The organism is Chryseobacterium pyrolae (genome assembly GCF_025153485.1).
Taxonomy (GTDB): Bacteria; Bacteroidota; Bacteroidia; order Flavobacteriales; family Weeksellaceae; genus Chryseobacterium; species Chryseobacterium antibioticum.
Map to the genome: position 1 here is coordinate 180,288 of NZ_JANZQH010000008.1, position 21,544 is coordinate 201,831.

Annotated in this window: 20 protein-coding genes; 10 read left to right on the plus strand and 10 right to left on the minus strand. The window is 37.1% G+C overall.

From position 1 onward, the window contains the following. Positions 1-28 precede the first annotated feature (28 nt). Positions 29-1,573 (minus strand): hypothetical protein, encoded by a 1,545-nt coding sequence (locus tag NZD88_RS16695; RefSeq protein WP_259830627.1) that lies wholly within the window; start codon positions 1,571-1,573, stop codon positions 29-31. A gap of 146 nt (positions 1,574-1,719) precedes the next feature. Here NZD88_RS16695 and NZD88_RS16700 point away from each other — a divergent pair, with 146 nt between their 5' ends. Genes NZD88_RS16700 through leuB form a run of 4 tightly spaced genes read left to right on the plus strand, consistent with a single transcriptional unit; the run spans position 1,720 to position 6,030 of the window. After that, positions 1,720-2,883 (plus strand): 2-isopropylmalate synthase, encoded by a 1,164-nt coding sequence (locus NZD88_RS16700; RefSeq protein WP_259830629.1) that lies wholly within the window; start codon positions 1,720-1,722, stop codon positions 2,881-2,883. Positions 2,884-2,914: 31 nt separating this feature from the next. Continuing rightward, the gene (leuC, locus tag NZD88_RS16705; RefSeq protein WP_259830631.1) at positions 2,915-4,303 is read left to right on the plus strand and encodes a 3-isopropylmalate dehydratase large subunit; all 1,389 of its coding nucleotides are present in this window, start codon (positions 2,915-2,917) and stop codon (positions 4,301-4,303) included. A gap of 16 nt (positions 4,304-4,319) precedes the next feature. After that, positions 4,320-4,925 (plus strand): 3-isopropylmalate dehydratase small subunit, encoded by a 606-nt coding sequence (gene leuD, locus NZD88_RS16710; protein ID WP_259830633.1) that lies wholly within the window; start codon positions 4,320-4,322, stop codon positions 4,923-4,925. Next, positions 4,906-6,030, plus strand: a complete 1,125-nt coding sequence (gene leuB, locus NZD88_RS16715; protein WP_259830636.1) for a 3-isopropylmalate dehydrogenase — start codon at positions 4,906-4,908, stop codon at positions 6,028-6,030. Before leuD ends, leuB begins: the two co-directional genes overlap by 20 nt. A gap of 667 nt (positions 6,031-6,697) precedes the next feature. On the opposite strand, the gene NZD88_RS16720 is transcribed toward leuB, so the two are convergent. From NZD88_RS16720 to NZD88_RS16760, 9 genes are all read right to left on the minus strand, one after another. Further along, positions 6,698-6,880, minus strand: coding sequence for a hypothetical protein (locus NZD88_RS16720; RefSeq protein ID WP_169233233.1), 183 nt, complete (start codon positions 6,878-6,880; stop codon positions 6,698-6,700). A 12-nt stretch (positions 6,881-6,892) separates the two neighbouring features. Further along, positions 6,893-7,498, minus strand: coding sequence for a DUF4230 domain-containing protein (locus NZD88_RS16725; protein ID WP_259830639.1), 606 nt, complete (start codon positions 7,496-7,498; stop codon positions 6,893-6,895). A gap of 2 nt (positions 7,499-7,500) precedes the next feature. Further along, positions 7,501-8,067, minus strand: a complete 567-nt coding sequence (locus tag NZD88_RS16730) for a TlpA family protein disulfide reductase (RefSeq protein WP_259830640.1) — start codon at positions 8,065-8,067, stop codon at positions 7,501-7,503. 1 nt (position 8,068) lies between these two features. Then, on the minus strand, positions 8,069-8,536 hold the full coding sequence (locus NZD88_RS16735; RefSeq protein ID WP_034744534.1) for a pyrophosphohydrolase domain-containing protein: 468 nt from the start codon (positions 8,534-8,536) through the stop codon (positions 8,069-8,071). 210 nt (positions 8,537-8,746) lie between these two features. Further along, entirely contained in the window at positions 8,747-9,157 is a 411-nt protein-coding gene (locus NZD88_RS16740; protein WP_259830641.1) for a hypothetical protein, read from the minus strand. A gap of 10 nt (positions 9,158-9,167) precedes the next feature. Continuing rightward, positions 9,168-9,884 carry a TNT domain-containing protein gene (locus NZD88_RS16745; protein ID WP_259830642.1) on the minus strand — a complete coding sequence of 239 codons (717 nt, stop codon included), beginning with the start codon at positions 9,882-9,884 and terminating at the stop codon, positions 9,168-9,170. A 510-nt stretch (positions 9,885-10,394) separates the two neighbouring features. Next, positions 10,395-13,328, minus strand: a complete 2,934-nt coding sequence (locus tag NZD88_RS16750) for a reprolysin-like metallopeptidase (RefSeq protein ID WP_259830643.1) — start codon at positions 13,326-13,328, stop codon at positions 10,395-10,397. Between the two features lie 204 nt (positions 13,329-13,532). Further along, entirely contained in the window at positions 13,533-14,030 is a 498-nt protein-coding gene (locus tag NZD88_RS16755) for a DinB family protein (RefSeq protein ID WP_259830645.1), read from the minus strand. Positions 14,031-14,044: 14 nt separating this feature from the next. Continuing rightward, positions 14,045-15,184 carry an acyl-CoA dehydrogenase family protein gene (locus NZD88_RS16760; RefSeq protein WP_169233226.1) on the minus strand — a complete coding sequence of 380 codons (1,140 nt, stop codon included), beginning with the start codon at positions 15,182-15,184 and terminating at the stop codon, positions 14,045-14,047. A 193-nt stretch (positions 15,185-15,377) separates the two neighbouring features. On the opposite strand from NZD88_RS16760, the gene NZD88_RS16765 reads away from it, so the two are divergent. From NZD88_RS16765 to purF, 6 genes are all read left to right on the plus strand, one after another. Further along, positions 15,378-17,276 carry an endonuclease gene (locus NZD88_RS16765; RefSeq protein ID WP_259830648.1) on the plus strand — a complete coding sequence of 633 codons (1,899 nt, stop codon included), beginning with the start codon at positions 15,378-15,380 and terminating at the stop codon, positions 17,274-17,276. A gap of 174 nt (positions 17,277-17,450) precedes the next feature. After that, entirely contained in the window at positions 17,451-18,056 is a 606-nt protein-coding gene (locus NZD88_RS16770) for a SatD family protein (protein ID WP_259830650.1), read from the plus strand. A 2-nt stretch (positions 18,057-18,058) separates the two neighbouring features. Continuing rightward, the gene (locus NZD88_RS16775) at positions 18,059-18,754 is read left to right on the plus strand and encodes a DUF3307 domain-containing protein (protein ID WP_259830652.1); all 696 of its coding nucleotides are present in this window, start codon (positions 18,059-18,061) and stop codon (positions 18,752-18,754) included. Between the two features lie 33 nt (positions 18,755-18,787). Then, on the plus strand, positions 18,788-19,507 hold the full coding sequence (purC, locus tag NZD88_RS16780; RefSeq protein ID WP_073330844.1) for a phosphoribosylaminoimidazolesuccinocarboxamide synthase: 720 nt from the start codon (positions 18,788-18,790) through the stop codon (positions 19,505-19,507). A gap of 36 nt (positions 19,508-19,543) precedes the next feature. After that, positions 19,544-19,903 carry a four helix bundle protein gene (locus NZD88_RS16785; protein ID WP_259830655.1) on the plus strand — a complete coding sequence of 120 codons (360 nt, stop codon included), beginning with the start codon at positions 19,544-19,546 and terminating at the stop codon, positions 19,901-19,903. 64 nt (positions 19,904-19,967) lie between these two features. Beyond that, complete coding sequence (gene purF / locus NZD88_RS16790) at positions 19,968-21,467, plus strand: amidophosphoribosyltransferase (protein WP_259830656.1); 1,500 nt, start codon at positions 19,968-19,970, stop codon at positions 21,465-21,467. Positions 21,468-21,544 lie beyond the last annotated feature (77 nt).

The window sequence follows — 21,544 nt, forward strand, 5'->3', positions numbered from 1 at the left end:
GCTGATGAATTCTCACGGCCACCAATTTTTAGCTTTTCCTTTTATACTGTACTTTCTGTTTGATAATTTCAATCACATCCACATTTCTTACTTTAGATTGTACCCATCCATGGATGTCAATATAAAACAGTGATCTCCTATAATATTCGTTTTTAGAAAAGCCTTCAAGGACTTCATCGAAAGCTTCAAATGATTTCTGTTGTTTATTTAAAACCAAGTTGTTGATGTTCTTAAAAAACTGAATGCTTTCAAAATGAAAGGCTTCAGGTTTTTTCATTTTTTTTGCAAATTTCAGCGTTGAGTTGATGAACTCATCATAATCTTCATCATTTCCGGATTCATATTTAGCCATTAAAATGAGCATTCTTGTATGGAAAAGAAGATCTTCCTGTACGTTTCCTTTGCATTCAACCACCTTCATCGAATATTCAATGGATTTTTCAAAGTTTTTACTTCCGAAAAACATCGCGGCCATTTTCAGGTAAAGGATCATAAAGTGGTGTTCATCAATTCTTTCCCGAAGCCTTTCCATTTTAAGTTCAATTTCAGGAATAAGCTTTGTGCCTGCAAAAAATTCGCCTTTCACAAAATGAATATTCATTAAAGTATTGTAGTGGGTAAGGAAAATTAAAGCCTGAAGATTTTCATTCTGGGCAAAATTCTCAGCATTGACGGTTGTATTGAAATTCTCGAAATGTTCTTCCAGAATATCAATATTTCCATATAGAAACAGGATTTTAAGCAGGTAGGTATTCCCTTTGATATACCACACCGGATGGCTAAAGATCATCTCCGGTTTTTTATGGAAAAGATCTACCCATTGGTAGGCGTATTTTAAGGTGTATTTGTAATCCTGAAGCAACTGATTTTTCCACACATGAGCTTTGAAATACCATAGTTTTTCCGTGAAATTCAGTTTTTCCAGTTTTATTTTTTTGATTTGATCATTAAAAAGTTCCAGTACTTTCTCACGGTCCGTATCATTTTTTACATAGCCATACGTCAGCATTTCACTGTACAATTTCAGGGAAAGATTGGAAAGTTCCGTTGCATAATGATTCTGTCGGCTAATCTCTGTAGATTGCTCAATAAGTTCATCAGCCCGCCCTTTTATACTTCGGGTAATAAACTGCGACTCAATTACTTTTTCAAGATCGATGATTTCGGAAGCAATACTTTTCTCATCCAGTTCCAAGGCAGACTGTTTGGTTTTGTCCAATATTTTTAAAGCCTGCTTGTAAAGACCTTTTTGGTATAGGATATTAGCAAAATCCAACTGTTCCCGAAGTTGTATCCTGTAATTCTGATGGCTTGGATTCATTCTGAGGCTCACCAGAATCTGCTTATACAGATGGGCCTTCAGGTTGGAAAGCTGCTGTTTGGTGGAAATTTTTTTCTCAATGATAATGTGCTCATCATATTCCTTCATCTTATCCAGTTCCGAGAAGAGGAGCAGAAATTTAGCATCAACATTAATTCCAAGACGATTCACGTACAGCTTGAACTGTCGTTTTTCAGAAGTGGCTAATGACTTAATCAGGACAAACAAAAAATCTTTCTGCAATTCTGCCATTGTAAATTTGTAAAATATAATTTATTGATTATTAAATAAATATGGTTATTTCGCCAGCCTTTGAATATTGTAATTTTCAGAACAAATGAAAACAAAAAAATATTGTAAGCAGTAGTTTTGATCAAAATTAAGTAAAAAACTTCATTATGAATTCCGAAAAAATCGAAATTTTTGATACTACGCTGAGGGATGGGGAACAGGTTCCCGGATGTAAACTGAATACGAAACAAAAACTAATGATAGCAGAAAGGCTTGATAAGCTAGGGATTGATGTAATAGAAGCAGGCTTTCCAATTTCAAGCCCCGGAGATTTTGAATCCGTTTCAGAAATTTCAAAACTGGTAAAAAACGCCAAAGTTTGCGGACTGACAAGAGCCAATAAAAAAGATATAGATGTAGCCGCTGAAGCGCTAAGATTTGCAAGAAGGCCACGTATCCATACCGGAATCGGAACTTCAGATTCTCATATTAAATATAAATTCAATTCAACAAGGGAAGATATCCTTGAACGAGCTGTAGAAGCTGTAAAATATGCCAAAAGTTATGTGGAAGATGTAGAATTTTATGCAGAAGATGCTGGAAGAACAGATAATGCCTACCTGGCAAAGGTTTGTGAAGAAGTGATCAAAGCCGGAGCTACAGTCCTGAATATCCCAGATACTACCGGTTATTGCCTTCCTGAAGAATATGGCCAAAAAATAAAATACCTGAAGGAAAATGTAAGAGGCATCGAAAAAGCAGTTTTGTCATGTCATTGTCACAATGATTTGGGATTGGCTACAGCTAATTCAATTGCCGGAGCTGTCAACGGGGCACGTCAGATCGAATGTACGATCAACGGGTTAGGAGAAAGAGCCGGAAATACTGCTCTGGAAGAAGTCGTCATGATTTTAAAGCAGCATAAAGACTTACATCTTTACACAGATATTGACTCAAGAATGCTTAATGAAATGAGTTTGATGGTTTCTGACCTGATGGGAATGCCGGTGCAGCCGAATAAAGCCATTGTCGGAGCTAATGCTTTTGCCCATAGCTCAGGAATTCATCAGGATGGTGTTATTAAAAACAGGGAAACGTATGAAATTATAGATCCTGCAGAAGTAGGGGTGAATGCTTCATCCATTATTCTTACAGCAAGAAGCGGGCGTTCTGCCTTAGCTTACCGGTTTAAACATATCGGTTATGATATCACCAAAGATGAGCTTGATTACCTGTATCAGGAGTTTTTAAAAATTGCTGATATGAAAAAAGAGGTGAAAAATGATGATTTGTATATGATGATCGAAACCAGCAGCCGAAAAATAGGATAGTAATTGATTTTAAAATCAAGGAAAATTGAAAATGAACAAGAATAAAAAGACACTTTTTGACAAAGTCTGGGATGCTCACGTTGTAGAAACTATTCCCAACGGACCTCAAATTATTTATATAGACAAACATCTGATTCATGAGGTTACCAGTCCTCAGGCTTTTGCAGAACTCGAAGCAAGAAATCTTGAAGTTTTCAGGCCAAAACAGATTGTCGCTACGGCAGATCACAATGTTCCTACTCTTAACCAGGAACAACCCATCAGGGATGAATTATCCAGAAACCAGGTGGAGCAGCTTACAGAGAACTGCAAAAAAAATAATGTTGAATTATTCGGATTGGGGCATCAGTATCAGGGGATTGTACATATCATTGCTCCTGAATTGGGGATTACCCAGCCGGGAATGAGTATTGTATGCGGAGATAGCCATACGTCCACGCATGGTGCTTTTGGAGCCATTGCTTTTGGTATTGGAACCAGTCAGGTTGCTCAGGTTTTTGCCAGTCAGTGTCTGTTGCTTAATAAACCTAAATCTATGAGGATTACCGTCAATGGAAAACTCAATGAGAATGTTCAGGCGAAAGATGTTATTCTTTATATTATTTCCAAAATCGGAACCGATGGCGGAACGGGTTATTTCTGTGAATATGCCGGAAATGTATTTGAAAAAATGTCTATGGAAGGTAGAATGACCGTTTGCAATATGAGTATTGAAATGGGAGCCAGAGGGGGAATGATCGCACCGGATAAAACGACTTTTGACTATGTAAAAGGAAAAATATTCGCTCCGAAAGAAGAGGAGTGGACAGAGAAACTAGCCTACTGGGAAACTCTTAAGACGGATGAAGGAGCCATTTTTGATAAAGAATTGACCTTTGATGCATCAGAGATATTTCCAATGATCACGTACGGGACTAATCCTGGAATGGGAATTTCCGTTCATGAAGTGATTCCGGTTCCTCAGAATGAATCCGAAGAAAAAGCGCTTCAGTACATGGGACTGAAAGCCGGACAGGAAGTTTCAGGTATTAAAGTACATCATGTATTCATCGGAAGCTGTACGAATGCTAGAATAGAAGATTTCCGCTCAGCAGCCCAATATATTAAAGGAAAAAATAAGTCTGAAAGTGTAAGCGCCCTGATCGTTCCGGGTTCGCAACAGGTTGTAAAACAAATCTATGAGGAAGGTCTGGATAAGATTTTCAATGATGCAGGATTTCAGATCCGGCAGCCTGGGTGCTCAGCTTGCCTCGCGATGAATGATGACAAGATCCCGGAAGGAGAGTATTGTGTTTCAACATCCAACAGGAATTTTGAAGGCAGGCAGGGGCAGGGCGCCAGAACTATTCTTGCGAGTCCGCTCACTGCCGCAAAAGCAGCTATAGAAGGAAGAATTTCGGCTTTTGAAAGCTTAAACTAAACAGATCAACAGACCAATGCAAAAATTAACATACATACAATCCCGCGCAGTACCGTTGCCGGCAGAAAACATAGATACAGACCAGATTATTCCCGCCAGATTTCTCAAAAGCATAGACAGAAAGGGTTTTGGAGAAAATCTGTTCAGAGACTGGAGATTTAATATCCATACAGGAGAACCTAATCCGGATTTTGTATTAAATAATACTAAATACAGTGGAGAGATTCTGGTTGCCGGAAATAATTTCGGGTGTGGAAGCAGCAGGGAACACGCCGCGTGGTCTTTGACGGATTATGGATTTAAAGTAATCATCTCGAGTTATTTTGCCGATATCTTTAAAGGAAATGCTTTAAACAACGGACTTCTTCCGGTAAAGGTTTCTGAAGAATTTTTAAAAGATATTTTAAAGACCGTTACTGAAAATCCTGAGTCAGAGATTGCCGTGGATGTAGAACAGCAGACGATCAGTTTTAATGGTAAAACAGAAACTTTTGAACTCGATTCTTATAAAAAAATATGCCTAATTAATGGCTATGACGATATTGATTTTTTAATCAGCAAGAAACAGGCGATAAAACAGTTTGAACTAAAAACACAAAAGTATGAGCAACAGTTATTTTAAAATAGCAGTTCTTCCCGGAGACGGGATAGGTCCCGAAGTGGTCAGTGAAAGTATTAAAGTACTGGATGCTGTAGCAGAAGTATTTCAATGCCAATTTCAGTATTCCTATGGATTGATGGGGGCTGAAGCTATTTTTAAAACAGGTGATCCACTTCCAGATGAAACACTGAAAATCTGCAAAGATTCAGATGCTGTGCTGTTTGGGGCAATTGGCGATCCGGTTTTCGACAATAATCCAGAGGCAAAAGTAAGACCTGAGCAAGGTCTCCTGAAACTTCGCAAAGAATTGGGATTGTATGCCAACATCAGACCTTTGAAAACGTACCCTTCACTGATTGACAAAAGTCCCTTAAAAAGAGAAATTATTGAAGGAACGGATATTCAGATCTTCAGAGAGTTGGTAAGCGGGATTTATTTCGGTGAAAAATTTACAGATCCGGACGGTAAATATGCCTACGATGTCTGTAAATACAGCACTGAAGATATTATTCCTATCGCCCATATGGCTTTTAAAGAAGCTGAAAAAAGGAAAAAGAAGCTTACATTGATTGATAAGGCTAATGTTCTGGATACTTCAAGACTTTGGAGAAAAACGTGTCAGAAAATTGCGACACAATATCCTGATGTACAGCTGGAGTATATATTTGTAGATAATGCGGCGATGCAGCTGGTTCTTAATCCTAAGCAGTTTGATGTAATTTTGACCGAAAATATGTTCGGGGATATTATTTCCGATGAAGCAAGTGTTATCGGTGGTTCCATCGGACTTCTTCCTTCGGCATCGATAGGTGAGGAAAATGCACTTTTTGAACCTATCCACGGGTCTTATCCCCAGGCTAAAGGAAAAGGTATTGCCAATCCTGTGGCATCCATCTTAAGTACCGCTATGATGCTTGATTATCTTGAACTTCCGGAAGCTGCGGATAAACTAAGAAGGGCAGTAGAACATGCTATAGAGAACAGATATGTAACGGTAGATCTTAATACGGAACAGCATTATACCACCAGTGAAGTGGGCAGTTTTATTGCAGATTACATCAAATATTCTGAGAAATCCTATTACAATTTCGAAAACATCAAGATCGGAAAATCCACAATCGTTTGATCATTTAAGTCCACATAATAATAGATTAGTAAGAAAGGTTCTGTTCATTCATTTGAGCGGAATCTTTCTGTTCTGACTGCTTACTATTTTACTTTTTTTAACCGCAAAAGTCACAAAAGTTTTGATTTTTTTAAATACTTTAGAGCCCTTTAGTTTCAAAAGTTTTAATCCCCTGAAATAATAAGCCGAAAATCAAAGGTTTTCACAGAACTTAGGTGTTTTAATGCGTAATGTATAAACGTTAAAAATAACTAAAGTGTTAAAAATAACTTTTATATTTTTTATCTCTCACAGATTTCTCAGATGACACAGATTTTCATTTTGCGCTTTTTAAAACATTAAGATAAATGAAGAAGATAAGATGAGTTAAGAAAAAATCAATGATTTTTTTTATTTGTACGTCTCAAAAGCGAAGCTAAATCTTAATGTTCTTACCAGCTTAATAAGGCTTAATGGTTTAAAATTCTTTTCCTATCAGATTAAACAGATCATTTATTTTTGCCATTATCAATAAACTCTTTGATTTTTTATAAAACGCAAGTGCTCTTCTCTGCAGCTTGAATTTAAACTTGAAATCAACTTAAGTGTTTAAAAAACTTTTGTGGCTTTTGTAGCTAAAAATTTTCAATAAAAAAGGTTCCACTCCAATGAGCAGAACCTTTTCGTTTTATTTTTTCGTGTTATCCGTTTTTCCTGATTTATTTTTCGAAGATTTCTGAACATCTTCTTTGTCAATATCAGGAGGATTGCTTTTTTCTGATGAAGCAGGAATGTTTTGAAAATCCTCGTTCTGCTTTTTCGTTTCTGCACTGTTTGCAGATTCTTTCTTTTTGTTATCTTCTGAATCCATAGCTTTACATTTTTAGAGTCCTAAAACACCGAGCTTGCCGGTTTCATCTTCTATAGTATAATTCAAAGCTTTTGCCAAAACGAAAATATTATTAAGATTTTCCATTAATTGTTTGCGGCCTTCCGTTCTCAACTGGTTCTGATCGATAGACTGAACTGCTGTTTCTTTGGCTTTCTGGCTCACATTTTTAATGTCCTTTTCAGAGATTCTGTTAAAGAAAGAATCATCCAGCGACTGAATTTCAACGCTTGGGGTAATTCTTATGTCTGCATCCGGAAGCTCAGTGATAACCAGTTTTTTATTAATGGAATCCACTTCTATCTTCATTTTGTTAAGATCATAAGACACCTGTGCATTGGTTTTGGTGTAGGTAATAATACTGTTGTTTGAAACTTCTTTTCCAAACATTTCGTAGCCCATTTTGGTTTTCTGCATGCTGGAAATATTCTGCTCCATAACCACCATTTTATTCATTCGGGATATCTGGTTGGTCAGAATGTAATAATCTGATTTTTCCGTCTTTCCACCAAGGTTTAAACATGATTTAAGTCCGAAGAACAGGATCAGCATAACGAGAATTCCCGCTGCAAATGATATGATTACTTTATAATTTCTCAACACTATTTGTTAAAAATTTCTTTGATTACAGAACTGTCATCTTTTTTCAGAATGTTTACCAGATCTCTCTCTATATATCCGCTGGTAGGCATTTCTATGATTCTTCCGATCTCTTTACCATATTTTTCCACAATAATAGTAGGAACTTTCTGGATATTATAGCGTACCTCGTCTCCGGTAGGAGATTCCTTTTTACGGTTAACAGCAATAATAGTAAGCTTGTTGTCCGGATATTTTAATTCCTCCAAAATCTTCATCAGCCTCGGGAAATCCCTGTGGCTGTCCTCACACCAGGTTCCCATAAAAACAACAAGAGAATAAGAAGTAAGTTTGGCTTTTCTAAGTTCACCGATTGCTTTCTGGTCAATAGCATATTCATCATGCTCTTTCACATACCAGTCTGCATAGGGCGCTTTTAAGAACTGCTCTTTAAATTGGTTTCCTAAAAGCATCTTGCCGTCATTCTTGCTTTCCACTTCACGGTTCATTACCACTTTTTGGGCGCTGAACTGCTGAAATGCCAGAACAAGGGTTGAAACGGCAACAATATTGGTAATAAATTTTTTCATATTATTTTTCGATAATTGTTTTTAAATCGGCAGGAGAGTAGTACTTGTTTTTAAGGACTTTATGGTCTGCTTTTCTGTACACATTAAATTTCTCGCCGGATTTTTCATAAAAAGATTCTACTTCTTTTTCTTTATAAAATGCGACAGTTTCCTCTGCCTGTTCTTCATTGTCGCAGGCTTTAGACATATTGGAACGCTGTACTTCGTTGAATAGTTCTACAAATTTACTGCCAAGTCCGAATTCCAGAACGGCTCCGCTTAAAACATATTGTAAATCACACAATGCATCAGCAATTTCTACAATATCATTATCAGCAATAGCCTGCTTTAATTCATTTAATTCTTCCTGCAAAAGTTCAACTCTAAGGTTGCATCTTTCCTGAGAAGGGATCTGGGGAGTATCTAAAATAGGGGCTTTAAAAGTAGTGTGGAATTCTGCAACTTGGTTCAGACTGTCAATTTTATCCATGAATTTTATTATTTACAGCAAAGATAGAAAACGATTTTGGAAAATTTGTAATGTACATGGCATATTATACTACATAAGATGATGAAAAAATTCAATGATGTTAGTGGGTTTAATTTTTCATAGCATCGTAATTTTTCTACTTATAGATCCATAAAAAAACCACAGTTTTTAAGCTGCGGTTTTTATTTATTTCAAGATAAATCGTCCTCATTACTCATATTTCCAAATACCTGAGATTTGTAAAACCGTTAGTCCAGGTTGCTTTTCGCCGTAACTGAATACGCAGAAATATTTTGAATGGCAGGATTGACAATCGGTTCCGAAATATAAAGTGGGTAAATTACTGACCGTTAATGCTCCAAAATGTAACATGCTGTTTGACGTTTCGGTAACAATTTTGTTTTGCAGTAATTCGCCTTTGGATAAAACTATATCTTCATTATATATTTGAAAGATAGGGAATCCTGATTCATAAGGTATTATTTCAATGCTGTTTTCATGGCCACAATCACAGCAGGTGAATTGTGTTACCGCTAATCGTGTCATTTCAACATTGCTGAAAAAATTCTTTGCAATAGGTGCCTGTTTAAGGATGTTTATTTTTTTTGATATTGAATACATGGGAATTTATTTATTGCTGAATAACCGTACCTGCTAAGTTATTGTATTTTCCACTAGGGCTTTTTTTGATTGTGATTCTTACATATCCTTCCTGTGCCAGCTTATTCCATGTTTTCTGATACCCGGTTGTTACATCAATCGGAATTTTCCACATAGTTTGTTTACCTCCGCCCACTTGATTAAACCATGGAATGACATCGCCTACTTGAGATTTGAAAGGTAGCAAATTATTCAGAACATCTATTTCATAATAAAAATCATACTTATTTTCAGCCTGATTTAAGGCTCTTTGAGAAAAAGTGTAAACATATCCGTTGATGATCGGGCTTGTAAAGCTTCCTCCTAAAGTAGGGACTCCTGTGCCATCATAACTGCCAACAGCACCACTGTATCTGTCAAATCTTTGTCCGGCCTGAAAAGAAACATCGTCATAGATATTGTATCCGCCATTTGCAGGTGGCCAGCCGCCATTCAGATTGTTAGCTTTAAAGAGCGCTTCCAGTTCAGTCCATTTTCCCAGCTTGTATAGATCAAATGCCTGATTTCTGATTGTTGGACTTACAGTTCCTGCTGTATCATAGGTTAAAGCAAATTCATCCGCATTTTTATAGAATACATGAGTCACTGCTCCCGTTGTAATGTCAATCTCATCTTCTCTGTCTGAGCTACACGCAATGGAAAAAGAAGCCATTGTGAAAAATAAGAAGTACTTAAATAAATGTTTCATAATAAAAGTTTTAATAGTTATTTAATTTTTTTGAAGCAATATGGTATTAATCCCTTCCTGAAAAACAATTTTGTCTTTATGGTGCTATAACAACCAGAAATCACTTTAGTAATTTACTTTTTGTAATCATAGGGCATCCATTTTAAAGCAAAATAAATTCTGATCGAGATTAGGAGGAAAAGCAACGGTAGGGTCACCAACTTAGGGAAATTTAATACAGAATTTCCTTTTAATAAAAGCTGGTTTAACGGTACAATGAAAGAATAATTTCGAATGATAAATTTAAATCAAAAAATCATATAATAGTGAATTTTTTCAAAATAAAACATTATTAGTATTGGAGGTTTGTTAATTGGGATGTTTTTAACAACAAATTTTCATGTTTTACAGTTTATTTGATGTGAAGAGGAATAGTATTGTAGTATCATTAATAATCTATCAATGATCATACATCAAAAAAAGACCGCTCATTGCTGAACGGCCTTTTTAAAGTGTTTACTTTAATGATTATTAGTTTTTGATGAATCTCTTGGCAGCTTCTCCAGCCTGGATCATATAAGCTCCTTTGATAAGTCCGCTTACATTGACACTGCCTCTTTCTAGTTTTCCTGAATTAATTAGTTTTCCACCCATATCGAAGATTTTATAATCTTCAGATGTCGTATTTGAAATATGTAATATATCTCTTACAGGATTTGGATACAGTCTGATATCAGTGTTAGTGATTAGATCTCTGGTACCAGATAATTCTCCTTTTCCTGAAGAAACGATATTCAGCGTATAGTCTTCAACTTGTCCATAAGTATAAGCTTCACATGAAGAAGTAGGTATAGAACTGTACTTCATCATCACTCTCATTCTTGTGGATCCGACTGCAGCGGTTGCAGGGATCGTGATGCTTCCCGTTACAGGAGTTGTTGTAGAGCCTGCTTTAGACCATGCCAGTTCTCCGCTGTCTGTAAAGTCGCCGTCACCGTTATAATCGATATAGACTGCGTAGGCTTCACTGTAAACAGTTGACGTCCATGTTGGAGTTACTGAGATCGTGTAAGCGCTTCCTCTCGTTACATTGGTAGAAACAGAAGTGAAGTTTTCATAACCTGCTGTTCCCGTTGATGTATTATTGATTGTTCCGAATTTTACGTTTCCGATTCTTTCATCAGCAGTATTGCTGGCAGAAGATGAGCAATAAGTCACTGTACCTCCGGTAAGCGTTGTAACGCTCACGGTGTTGCTTGAAGGAGAAGCGTTTCCAGCTGCATCTTTAGATTTAACCGTGAAACTGTAAGTTGTTGCTGGTGTTAAGCTGGTTACAGTATAAGTGGTAGATGCTGTATTACCGATCAACGATCCGTTCATGTAAACATCGTATCCTGTAACACCTACATTGTCGGTTGCTCCGCTCCAGGACAGATTGGTAGTCGTAGCTGTAGTTCCGGAAGCCGCAAGGGTAGGCGCTGTAGGCGCTACAGTATCTGTTCCTGATCCTGCATTGACCGTAATATTGGCGTTATTAACATCAAAGAAAATGTGGTTGGAGCCTTTTACCATAATTCTTCCTGTTGTAGTGGATGAATTAGGAATGGTCACAGCCTGGGTTCCATCGTTTGGTGTTCCGGCAATAAGGGTAGTCCAGGTATTTCCGCTGTCTGTTGACCAAAGAATGTCTACATTGGTAGCATTGACACCGTTAGCAGTAGTTCCTGCTACATTCCAGGTAACCGTTTGTGAGCTTCCTCCTGCATATGATATTGCTGAGTTTTGTGAAGACACACTGAATGGTCCTGCTGTTCCGTTTACCGTGATCAGGGCGTCATCAGAATTGTTTCCTGAACCTCCGGCTCTGTTGTCACGAACTGTAAATCTGAAATTTAATGATCTGGCAACATTTGACAAAGCTTCCACTGTGATTTCTGAACCAGCAGTAGTAGTGGCTCCTGTTAATATCGATGCCATTCTAGGGAAATACCTTGTTGGAGACGTTACAGGGGTCCATGATCTGAATGTTGGGCCTGTTGCTTTTGTAGCACTCGCTGCAGAGCTTGCTCCTGTTTGAGATGAAGAAGCATTATCCATCTGTTCCCAGATATAAGTTAATGAGTCTCCGTTGGCATCGGTTCCCGTTCCTGTTAACATGAATGGGGTGCCTTTTGGAATAGTATAATCAAGACCGGCACTGGCGGTAGGAATAGCATTTCCTGTAGAAGTACTTACCGGGCATGTTTTAGCTTTAATATTATTGGTGATCTGTTGGATGCTCACCGCATGGAAAAATGCATCGGAATGCGGCTGGATATCCTGGGCTGTAATTCCTGCATACCCCATAATGGTAGATCCGGAACCGGGTTCCATATTAACACCTGTACCTTCATTTCCATGAGAGAAAGTATGGTTTCCTCCAAACTGATGACCCATTTCGTGGGCCACGTAATCAATATCGAAGTTATCTCCTGAAGGAATAGCGTCTGCCGGAGAAGTATATCCGCTTCCTTTTGATCCGTTGGTACAGATACAGCCGATACATCCTGCATTTCCGCCACCTCCGGAAGCTCCGAATAAGTGTCCGATGTCATAATTTGCTTCCCCGATCACTGAAGTCAGGGTGCTTTGAAGCTGGGAATTCCAGCTGCTCATTCCTGAAGCCGCAGAATAGGGGTCTGTAGAAGCGTTGGTATAAATCACGGCATCATTATTGGCGATCAGAACCATTCTTGCTGCAAAATCTTTTTCAAAAACACCATTGACACGGGTCATGGTATTGTTAATGGCAGCCAGTGCATTTGCTTTAGTTCCTCCAAAATATACCGTGTATTCTCCTGTAGTTGAAAGTGCCAGTCTGAATGTTCTCAGTTTGGCATCATCTGCATTCGGTCTTGCAGCTATATTGGAGTTCGATACGCCTTTCTGAGCTACATCGATAACAGTACATTCAAATTTGTTGAGATTATCTTTTTTATCAGACTTTTTGTATACCACATAAGACGAAAGATCTTTGGCATACGGCTCAATGAAGACTGCAGATTTATCACCATAGATTTCCATAGAGGATAGTCCAAGGGAAGAAATACTGAAATAAACTGTTGAATTGGGGTCGTTAAGGCCTTCGCCTACGTAAGATTTGATATCCGGATATTTCGCAGCAAGCTGAGGGTCAAAGTTGGAATTTTCTCTTACTTTAAAGTTTTCCATCTTTCCTTCAGAATTAGGAAAAGAGATGATGGTTTCTGATTTCTCTCCCGGAGCGAGTCTTTTGGGAGCTTTTGCAAGAGCATTCTTTAATCCTGCAAAATCCAGGCTATAGATTTTCGGATTATTGATTTGGGTTTTGTTTTCAAAAATGTCTGAAGGTGCTTTTTTTGAACCTTCACTCCAGAGACGGTCAGTCTGCGCGAAAGAAATGCCCGTAATAAGAAGCATTCCAATCATGGATAATTGTTTTTTCATATCAATTAATTATTTTGATTGTGGAATATCAAAGCTAATAAAAAATATATTACGAAAAACAAAATTATTTAAGAAAATTTCTGAGTATGCATTTAAAATATTATGCGATACATTGAATATAGTTAAAAGTGTATTATCTCAAAAAAAGAAAATAGCACACGTAAAATACGTATGCTATTCATTTATTGATAGAATAATTCTCTATTACATTTTATCATCAGCAGTAGGTCCGTAAAGTCCCGGAACCTTATTTCCTGTTGATCTTAAATAAACCACAAGCTCACCTCTGTGATGATACAGGTGATTGTATAAAAATCCTCTGATTACCTGTATTCTTTGAGTAGGAGGGAAAATAGCGTTTCCGTTCATTTCCATTGTCCATTCATTGAAATAAGTGGTTTCATCTGAGTTTTCTAAAACTTTTTGAGCTTTGGCTACATTTTCTTCAAATTTTGCCACAATGTTCTCAGCTTTAGAAATGTCACCTTTATCATACTGGTAAATTCCCATATCAAAAACATCCAGATTGAAGGTAGACTCATACCAGTTATAAACTTCTGCAATGTGGGAAGCCAGTTGGGCGGTCGTCCAGTTTTTCTCAGACGGTTTCCAGTCTAAGGCACTGTCCGGAATTGCTTTTAAAATTTTTCTGGTATTTTCCGCTTCATGCAGAAACTCACCTAAAAGAGCTTGTTTAATCATTTGTGTTGTTTTTATTATTTTGTAATATCTCTTCCGATCACCATTCTCTGGATCTCAGAAGTTCCTTCACCAATTGTACATAATTTAGAATCTCTGTAGAATTTCTCAGCAGGGAAGTCCTTGGTGTAACCATAACCTCCAAAAATCTGAACAGCATTGTTAGAAATTCTCACACATGCTTCAGAAGCATACAGTTTTGCCATTGCTCCTTCTTTAGTCATTTTTTGCTTGGCATTTTTCAATGTTGAAGCTCTTTGGATCAAAAGTTCAGCAGCATCAATTTCAGTTGCCATATCAGCAAGCATAAAGTTGATGGCCTGGAACTCAGCGATTGCTTTTCCAAACTGATGTCTTTCCTTAGCATATTTTAAAGCAGCTTTATAAGCTCCTCTTGCCGTTCCCAAACTTAAAGCAGCGATAGAAATTCTTCCACCGTCCAAAATTTTCATGGCCTGCTTAAATCCTTCTCCTACTTCTCCCAAACGGTGTGAATCCGGTACACGAACGCTGTCAAAGATAAGCTCAGCGGTTTCAGAAGCACGCATTCCTAATTTATTTTCTTTCTTTCCTGAAGTAAAACCAGGCATTCCTTTTTCCAGAACAAAAGCAGTAGAGTTGTTTTTAGCACCTATTTCACCTGTTCTCGTCATTACTACAGCGATATCTCCTGAGATGGCATGAGTGATGAAGTTTTTAGCTCCGTTGATGATCCATTCATCACCATCTTTTATAGCAGTAGTAGACATACCTCCTGAATCAGAGCCTGTATTGTGTTCTGTAAGTCCCCAGGCACCGATTACTTTTCCTGAAGCCAATTGCGGAAGCCATTTGTTTCTCTGCTCTTCATTTCCAAACTCATAAATATGATTGGTACAAAGTGAATTGTGTGCTGCTACAGAAAGACCGATAGACGGGTCTACCTGAGAGATTTCATCCAGAATAGTAACATATTCATGATAGCCTAAACCGGAACCTCCGTACTGCTCAGGAACTACAATCCCCATAAATCCCATTTCTCCTAACTGGTGAAATAAGTCTTTTGGAAACGTTTGGCTCTCGTCCCACTCCATAATATTAGGTCTGATATTTTTCTCAGCAAATTCTCTTGCTGTTTCCGCTATCATTTTAATGTTGTCAATAGTCTCTGTGTTCATATAGATAAAATAGTTAGTTCCCAAAGATAATTAAATTGACGGAAAGCCAAAAATAATTATTAAGGTCATAGTATCTTATACGCAATATTTTAGTAATCAATTTTTTATATTTTAAGAATTAATGATTTTTTAATAAATTATTCAGAACTTTAAGTGTTTTAATTTACTATTTTAGCCTCCCAATTTTTAAGGTATGAAAAAAATTTTACTTCCTATTATTCTTATTTCTTCATTTGTTTCTGCCCAGGTTCCGGCGGGATATTATGACGGAACAGCCGGACTTACAGGCTATACGCTGAAGTCTAAATTGCATGATATTATTTCTGAAAAGAATGTGAACTGGCATTATGGTGATTTGCAGGAATATTATAAACAGACCGATTTAGATATTTATTATGATCATAATAATACGAACAATCCTTCCAGTGGGAACTATATATTAATGGATATTTATTCAGAAATTCCGAATGGAGCAGATGCATATGAGTATAATTCCACGCAATTGCAGGGGACAGGTTCCATTACAGCAGAAGGACAGGCGTGGAACCGGGAACATATGATTCCACAAAGTACATTTAGTACAGGGAGCATTAGTAATTATCCTATGTATTCTGATTTGTTTTATGTGGTGCCGGTTGATGGCTGGATCAATCAAAGAAGGTCCAATTACCCATATGGTGTAGCAGGATCAACAGTTTATTATAATTTTACTAACGGTTCAAAAATTGCAAACGATGCTACTCCAGGTTTGGCTTATACAGGACATGTTTATGAACCAATCAATGAATTTAAAGGAGATGTTGCGAGAGCATTATTGTATTTTGCTGTAAGATATGAAGGAAAGCTGAACGGCTTTAATCATAATGCGGGAACGACTCCGGCCAATGACGAATCCCAGTTCGATGGAACCGAAGAACGTGCCTTTGAACCGGCTTATATTACCATGTTAAAACAATGGAATGCTTTGGACCCTGTTTCACAAAGGGAAATAGACAGAAATAATACGGTGTACAGTATTCAGAAAAATAGAAATCCATTTATTGATAATCCAGGTTGGGTTGATTTAATTTGGTCTGAAACTCCCGATACAACTGCGCCTTCTGCCCCAACAAACCTGTCAGTAGTTCAACAAAATGCCAATTTTGTCAATTTAAGCTGGACTCCAAGTACAGATACGGATATTTTAGGATACAAAATTTATATGAACGGTGCTGCAACGCCTATTGTTACTACCAAAAATACCAGTATTTCAATTGATCGGTTGACTCCATCAACCACTTATACTTTTACTGTAAAATCATATGATAAAGGATATCTGGAATCTCCAATCAGTAACAGTGCAGCTGCAACTACCATAGCTTCAGATGGTTTTGCAAAGGATTTAATGATTACCAAATATCTTGAAGGAAGTGCCAATAATAAAGCTATAGAAATTACCAATAAAACCGGACATGAAGTTAATCTGAATAACTACAATATAAATATTCAGTTTTACAGTGGAACCAGTTATTATTTCTCAGATAGCTTTCAGCTTGAAGGCAAAATTGCTAATAATGAAACATTTGTAATTTTGAATCCTAATGCTGCATTCCCATGTTATACTAATTCGCAAGCTAAATTTGTTACTGCTTCTACTCCCATGACTTATACTGGAGTTCAATATGTGGAATTAGCATATAAGGGTTTTGGTACGGTTGATGGAATCGGTTTGAAAAGTACATCTAATACAAACAGCAATGTTTCGTTATATCGAAAAGCAGGTATAAATCAGCCTGCAACAACATTTACTGTTTCAGAATGGGATTCTTATCCTATAAACTACTGTCAGAATCTAGGAACATTATCCGCAGCTGATCTGATCGCTTCCAACAAAGAGTTTAAAATATATCCAAATCCTGTTGATGATAACCTTTTCGTAAGTGGCGAGACTCAGGATATTAAAACGGCTCAAGTGCTGGATGTTTCAGGAAAAGTAATCTATACTGAGAAAGATCCGTTCAGAAATAAGAAAAATATTTCTGTGCAGAATCTTTCTACTGGTTTCTATTTCTTAAAACTCGATGAGAAAGTCTATCAGTTTATTAAAAAATAGCTGGTTAGAATATCATGTTTTTTGGCCGTTTTATGCTTTTAACTTTTTACATAATTCGCTAAAAAGCTTGTCAACAATACATAATTGATATAAGCAGATTCACTAATAATCATTATCTATAAGTGTTTCTGCTTATATTTTTTATTTATAAGTAATTATGCTTATATTTGCACAATGATAGCGGTCATAACCGGTGATATTATAAATTCACAGCATGCAGACACAGAAGTTTGGATTACCAGACTCAAGAATCTCCTGGAAAACTGGGGAAGTTCACCGCTCGCATGGGAAATCTACAGGGGAGATGAGTTTCAGTTCAAATGTAGCATTGATGAAGTATTTTGGCGTTTTCTAGCCATTAAGTCCCTTATAAGAAGTCAGGAAAATTTAGATGTAAGAATTGCCATAGGCATTGGTGAAGAGAATTTTTCCTCCGAAAAAATTACAGAGTCCAACGGAACGGCCTATGTGAATTCCGGACGATTACTGAATGATCTTAAAAGCGACGGACACACCGTTTCCATAAAAACATCCAGCGAATCCGTAGACAGGGATTTAAACATCCTCCTGAAATGGTCTTCAAAAGATTTTGACAGCTGGACGGTAGCTACGGCAGAGATTATTCACGAAATGATCATGAACCAGGATATCACACAGGAAGATCTCGCCAGGAAATTTGCGATCTCACAGTCCTCGGTAAGTCAGAGACTGAAACGAGCGAACTACGAACTTATCGTAGAAACTAATCAATATTTTAGAAAGAAAATCTCAGAACTGTAAGCATGATCTTTACTAAACTCATATTGGCACATCTACTCGGAGATTTTGTTCTTCAGCCAAACTCTTGGGTTGCAGATAAAGAACGCCGTAAGCTGAAAAGCCCGTATTTGTATCTTCATGTTCTGATTCATACTGTTTTAAGTTTTATTTTTCTTTGGAACACAGATTGGTGGTGGGTTTCACTGCTTGTCGGAATCACACACTTTATCATTGACGCTTCAAAGCTGGTCTTCCAAAACGTAAAAAATAAAAAAGCCTGGTTTTTCATTGACCAGTTACTGCATATTCTTGTCATCCTGGGAATTTCATTCTATTTTAAAGAATTCAATTTCGATTTTCTGAGCAATAATGAGTTCTTAAAGATATTGATGGCAGCATTGTTCCTGACCACACCAGCTTCGATTTTCATAAAAACACTATTGTCTTCGTGGACTCCGGTTCCGGAAACACAAAGCAGCTTACAGACCGAATCTCTATCGAGTGCGGGAAAATATATCGGGATCTTGGAACGTCTTCTGGTATTTACCTTTATTATGGTGAATCACTGGGAGGGCGTAGGTTTTATGGTGGCTGCCAAATCTGTATTCAGATTCAGCGATCTTGCACAGGCTAAACAGAGAAAACTCACGGAATATGTACTGATTGGTACTTTGCTGAGTTTCGGATTGGCTGTTTTAACAGGAATTTTAATTAAGTAATATAAAATAAATCTAACTAATAAGAATTTAGAAATGGAAAAGAAAGAAATGTTGTATGAAGGTAAAGCAAAACAAGTATTTGCTACCGATAATCCTAACGAAGTAGTGGTACGTTTTAAAGACGACGCTACAGCATTTAATGCTCAAAAAAGAGGATCAGTTGATTTGAAAGGTGAAATGAACAACGCGATCACTACTTTGATTTTTGAATATTTAAATGAAAAAGGGGTTAAAACTCATTTCATTAAACAACTAAACGAAAGAGAGCAGCTGGTAAAAAAAGTATCCATCATTCCATTGGAAATGGTGGTAAGAAACTACTCTGCAGGAAGTATGGCTCAAAGATTGGGAGTGGAAGAAGGAATTAAATCTCCGGTGACCATCTTCGATATCTGCTATAAAAAAGACGAATTGGGAGATCCGCTTATCAACGATCATCACGCCGTTTTCTTAGGAGCAGCAACCTATGAGGAGCTTGCTGAAATGTATAAACTTACTGAGGGTATCAACGAAATTCTGATTGATCTTTTTGATAAAATGAATATCATCCTGGTTGATTTCAAAATTGAATTAGGAAAAACAGCAGATGGGGAGATCATCCTTGCCGATGAAATTTCTCCTGATACATGCAGACTTTGGGACAAAGATACGATGAAGAAACTGGATAAAGACAGATTCAGAAGAGATCTTGGAGAAGTTACTGAAGCTTATGTTGAGATCTACAATAGATTGAAAAATTTACTTGGTAAGTAAATTTGAGAAGTTAGAAGTTAGATATTAGAAATTAGTATGAAATCGCACCGGATAGAAGATTTAAAGGTTTGGAAAAAATCGATGACTTTGGTAAAAGAAGTTTATTTGGTTTCTGCCGAACTACCAAATGAGGAAAAATTTGGTTTACTATCTCAAATAAGAAGATGTGCAGTTTCAATACCGTCTAATATTGCTGAAGGTGCGGGAAGAAATAATAAAAACGAGTTCTATCAATTTCTTGGAATTGCATTTGGTTCTACCTATGAGCTACAAACCCAGTTACAGTTATTAATAGATCTTAATTTTATTTCTGAAGTTAAAATAGTACCTTTAAAAGAACTTTTAGCTGAAATTCAGAAAATGATATACTCATTAAAAGAAAGTTTAAAATTATAATTGAAGTTAACTTAGACTAGATTCTAACATCTAATATCTAACTTCTAATTTAGAAAAAATAGAAATGAAAAGTTTAGACATTCATAAAAGTGAATATTTAAAACAATTTGAAACTCAAACCTACGGAAGAAATCTTTTCAGAACGCAGGAAGAAGAAAGACTGGACGCTCCGAATGAGGAGTGCGGTATCTTCGGAATGTATTCGGATCATGATCTTGATACGTTTTCACTTTCGCAGTTCGGGCTTTTTGCATTACAGCACAGAGGCCAGGAAGCTTGCGGTATTTCTGTTCTTAAGGACGGAAAAATTACCAATATGAAAGATGAAGGTTTGGTTTTGGATGTTTATAAAGAGATCCAGGATCCTGAAGCTTTTATGGGAAATTCTGCAATCGGGCACACCCGTTACACGACTGCAGGAGACAAAAAGAAATATAATTTTCAGCCATTTTTCGCCAAAAACGAATATGATCAGATTATACTTTCTATCGCGCACAACGGTAATCTTACCAATGCAAGAGAATTAAAAAATGAGTTGGAAGCTGAAGGCGTCGTTTTCAGAGCTACTTCCGATTCAGAGGTTATCTTAAGATTAATCCAGAAAAATCTTGATCTAGGCTTACGGGGTGCTATCAAAGCAACCATGGAAAAAATAGAAGGTGCATATTCGGTCGTAGGAATGACGAGAAATAAATTCTTTGCATTCAGAGATTTCAACGGAATCCGCCCTTTAGTTTTGGGTGCTGTTGACGAAAAAACATATGTTGTTGCTTCAGAATCTGTTGCTTTAGATGCGGTTGGAGCGCAATATGTCCGTGATATTTTGCCGGGTGAAATCATTTATACAAATGAAAACGAACCGGGTAAGCTTAATTCTTACATGGTTAATGAAGCGAGAGGCAAGCAAAGGATCTGTTCTTTTGAATACATCTATTTCGCAAGACCTGACTCTACCTTAGAAAATATCAATGTATACGAGATCAGAGAAAAATCAGGGGAAAAGATTTGGGAACAGGCACCTGTAGACGCCGATATCGTTATTGGGGTTCCAGATTCAGGAGTTCCGGCTGCGATAGGGTTCTCAAAAGCTTCCGGCATCCCATTCCGTCCTGTTCTGATCAAAAACAGATACATCGGAAGAAGTTTCATTGTTCCTACACAGGAAATGAGAGAAAGGGTAGTTAATCTTAAGCTAAACCCGATTATTTCTGAGATCAAGGATAAAAGAGTAGTGATCATCGATGATTCTATCGTAAGAGGAACTACTTCCAAGAGATTAGTAAAGATATTGAAAGATGCAGGAGTAAAAGAAATTCACTTCAGAAGTGTTTCTCCGCCTATTATTGCACCATGTTACCTAGGAATCGATACGCCTTCAAAAGACGATTTGATTTCAGCGAATATGACTACTGAAGAGCTTAGAGATTATCTGGGAGTAGACTCTTTAGAGTTCTTAAGCACAGAAAACCTGAAAGAAATTTTAGGGTCTTCCAATCACTGTTTCGGATGCTTTACAGAAGAATATCCGGTAGGAAAAGGAGAGGAGGTAGAATTATTCAATTAATATCCTACGATTTAAAATAAAGAAGAAGAAGCCAGGCATTACGTCTGGCTCTTTTTGTTTTTATAAATGTATCAAAA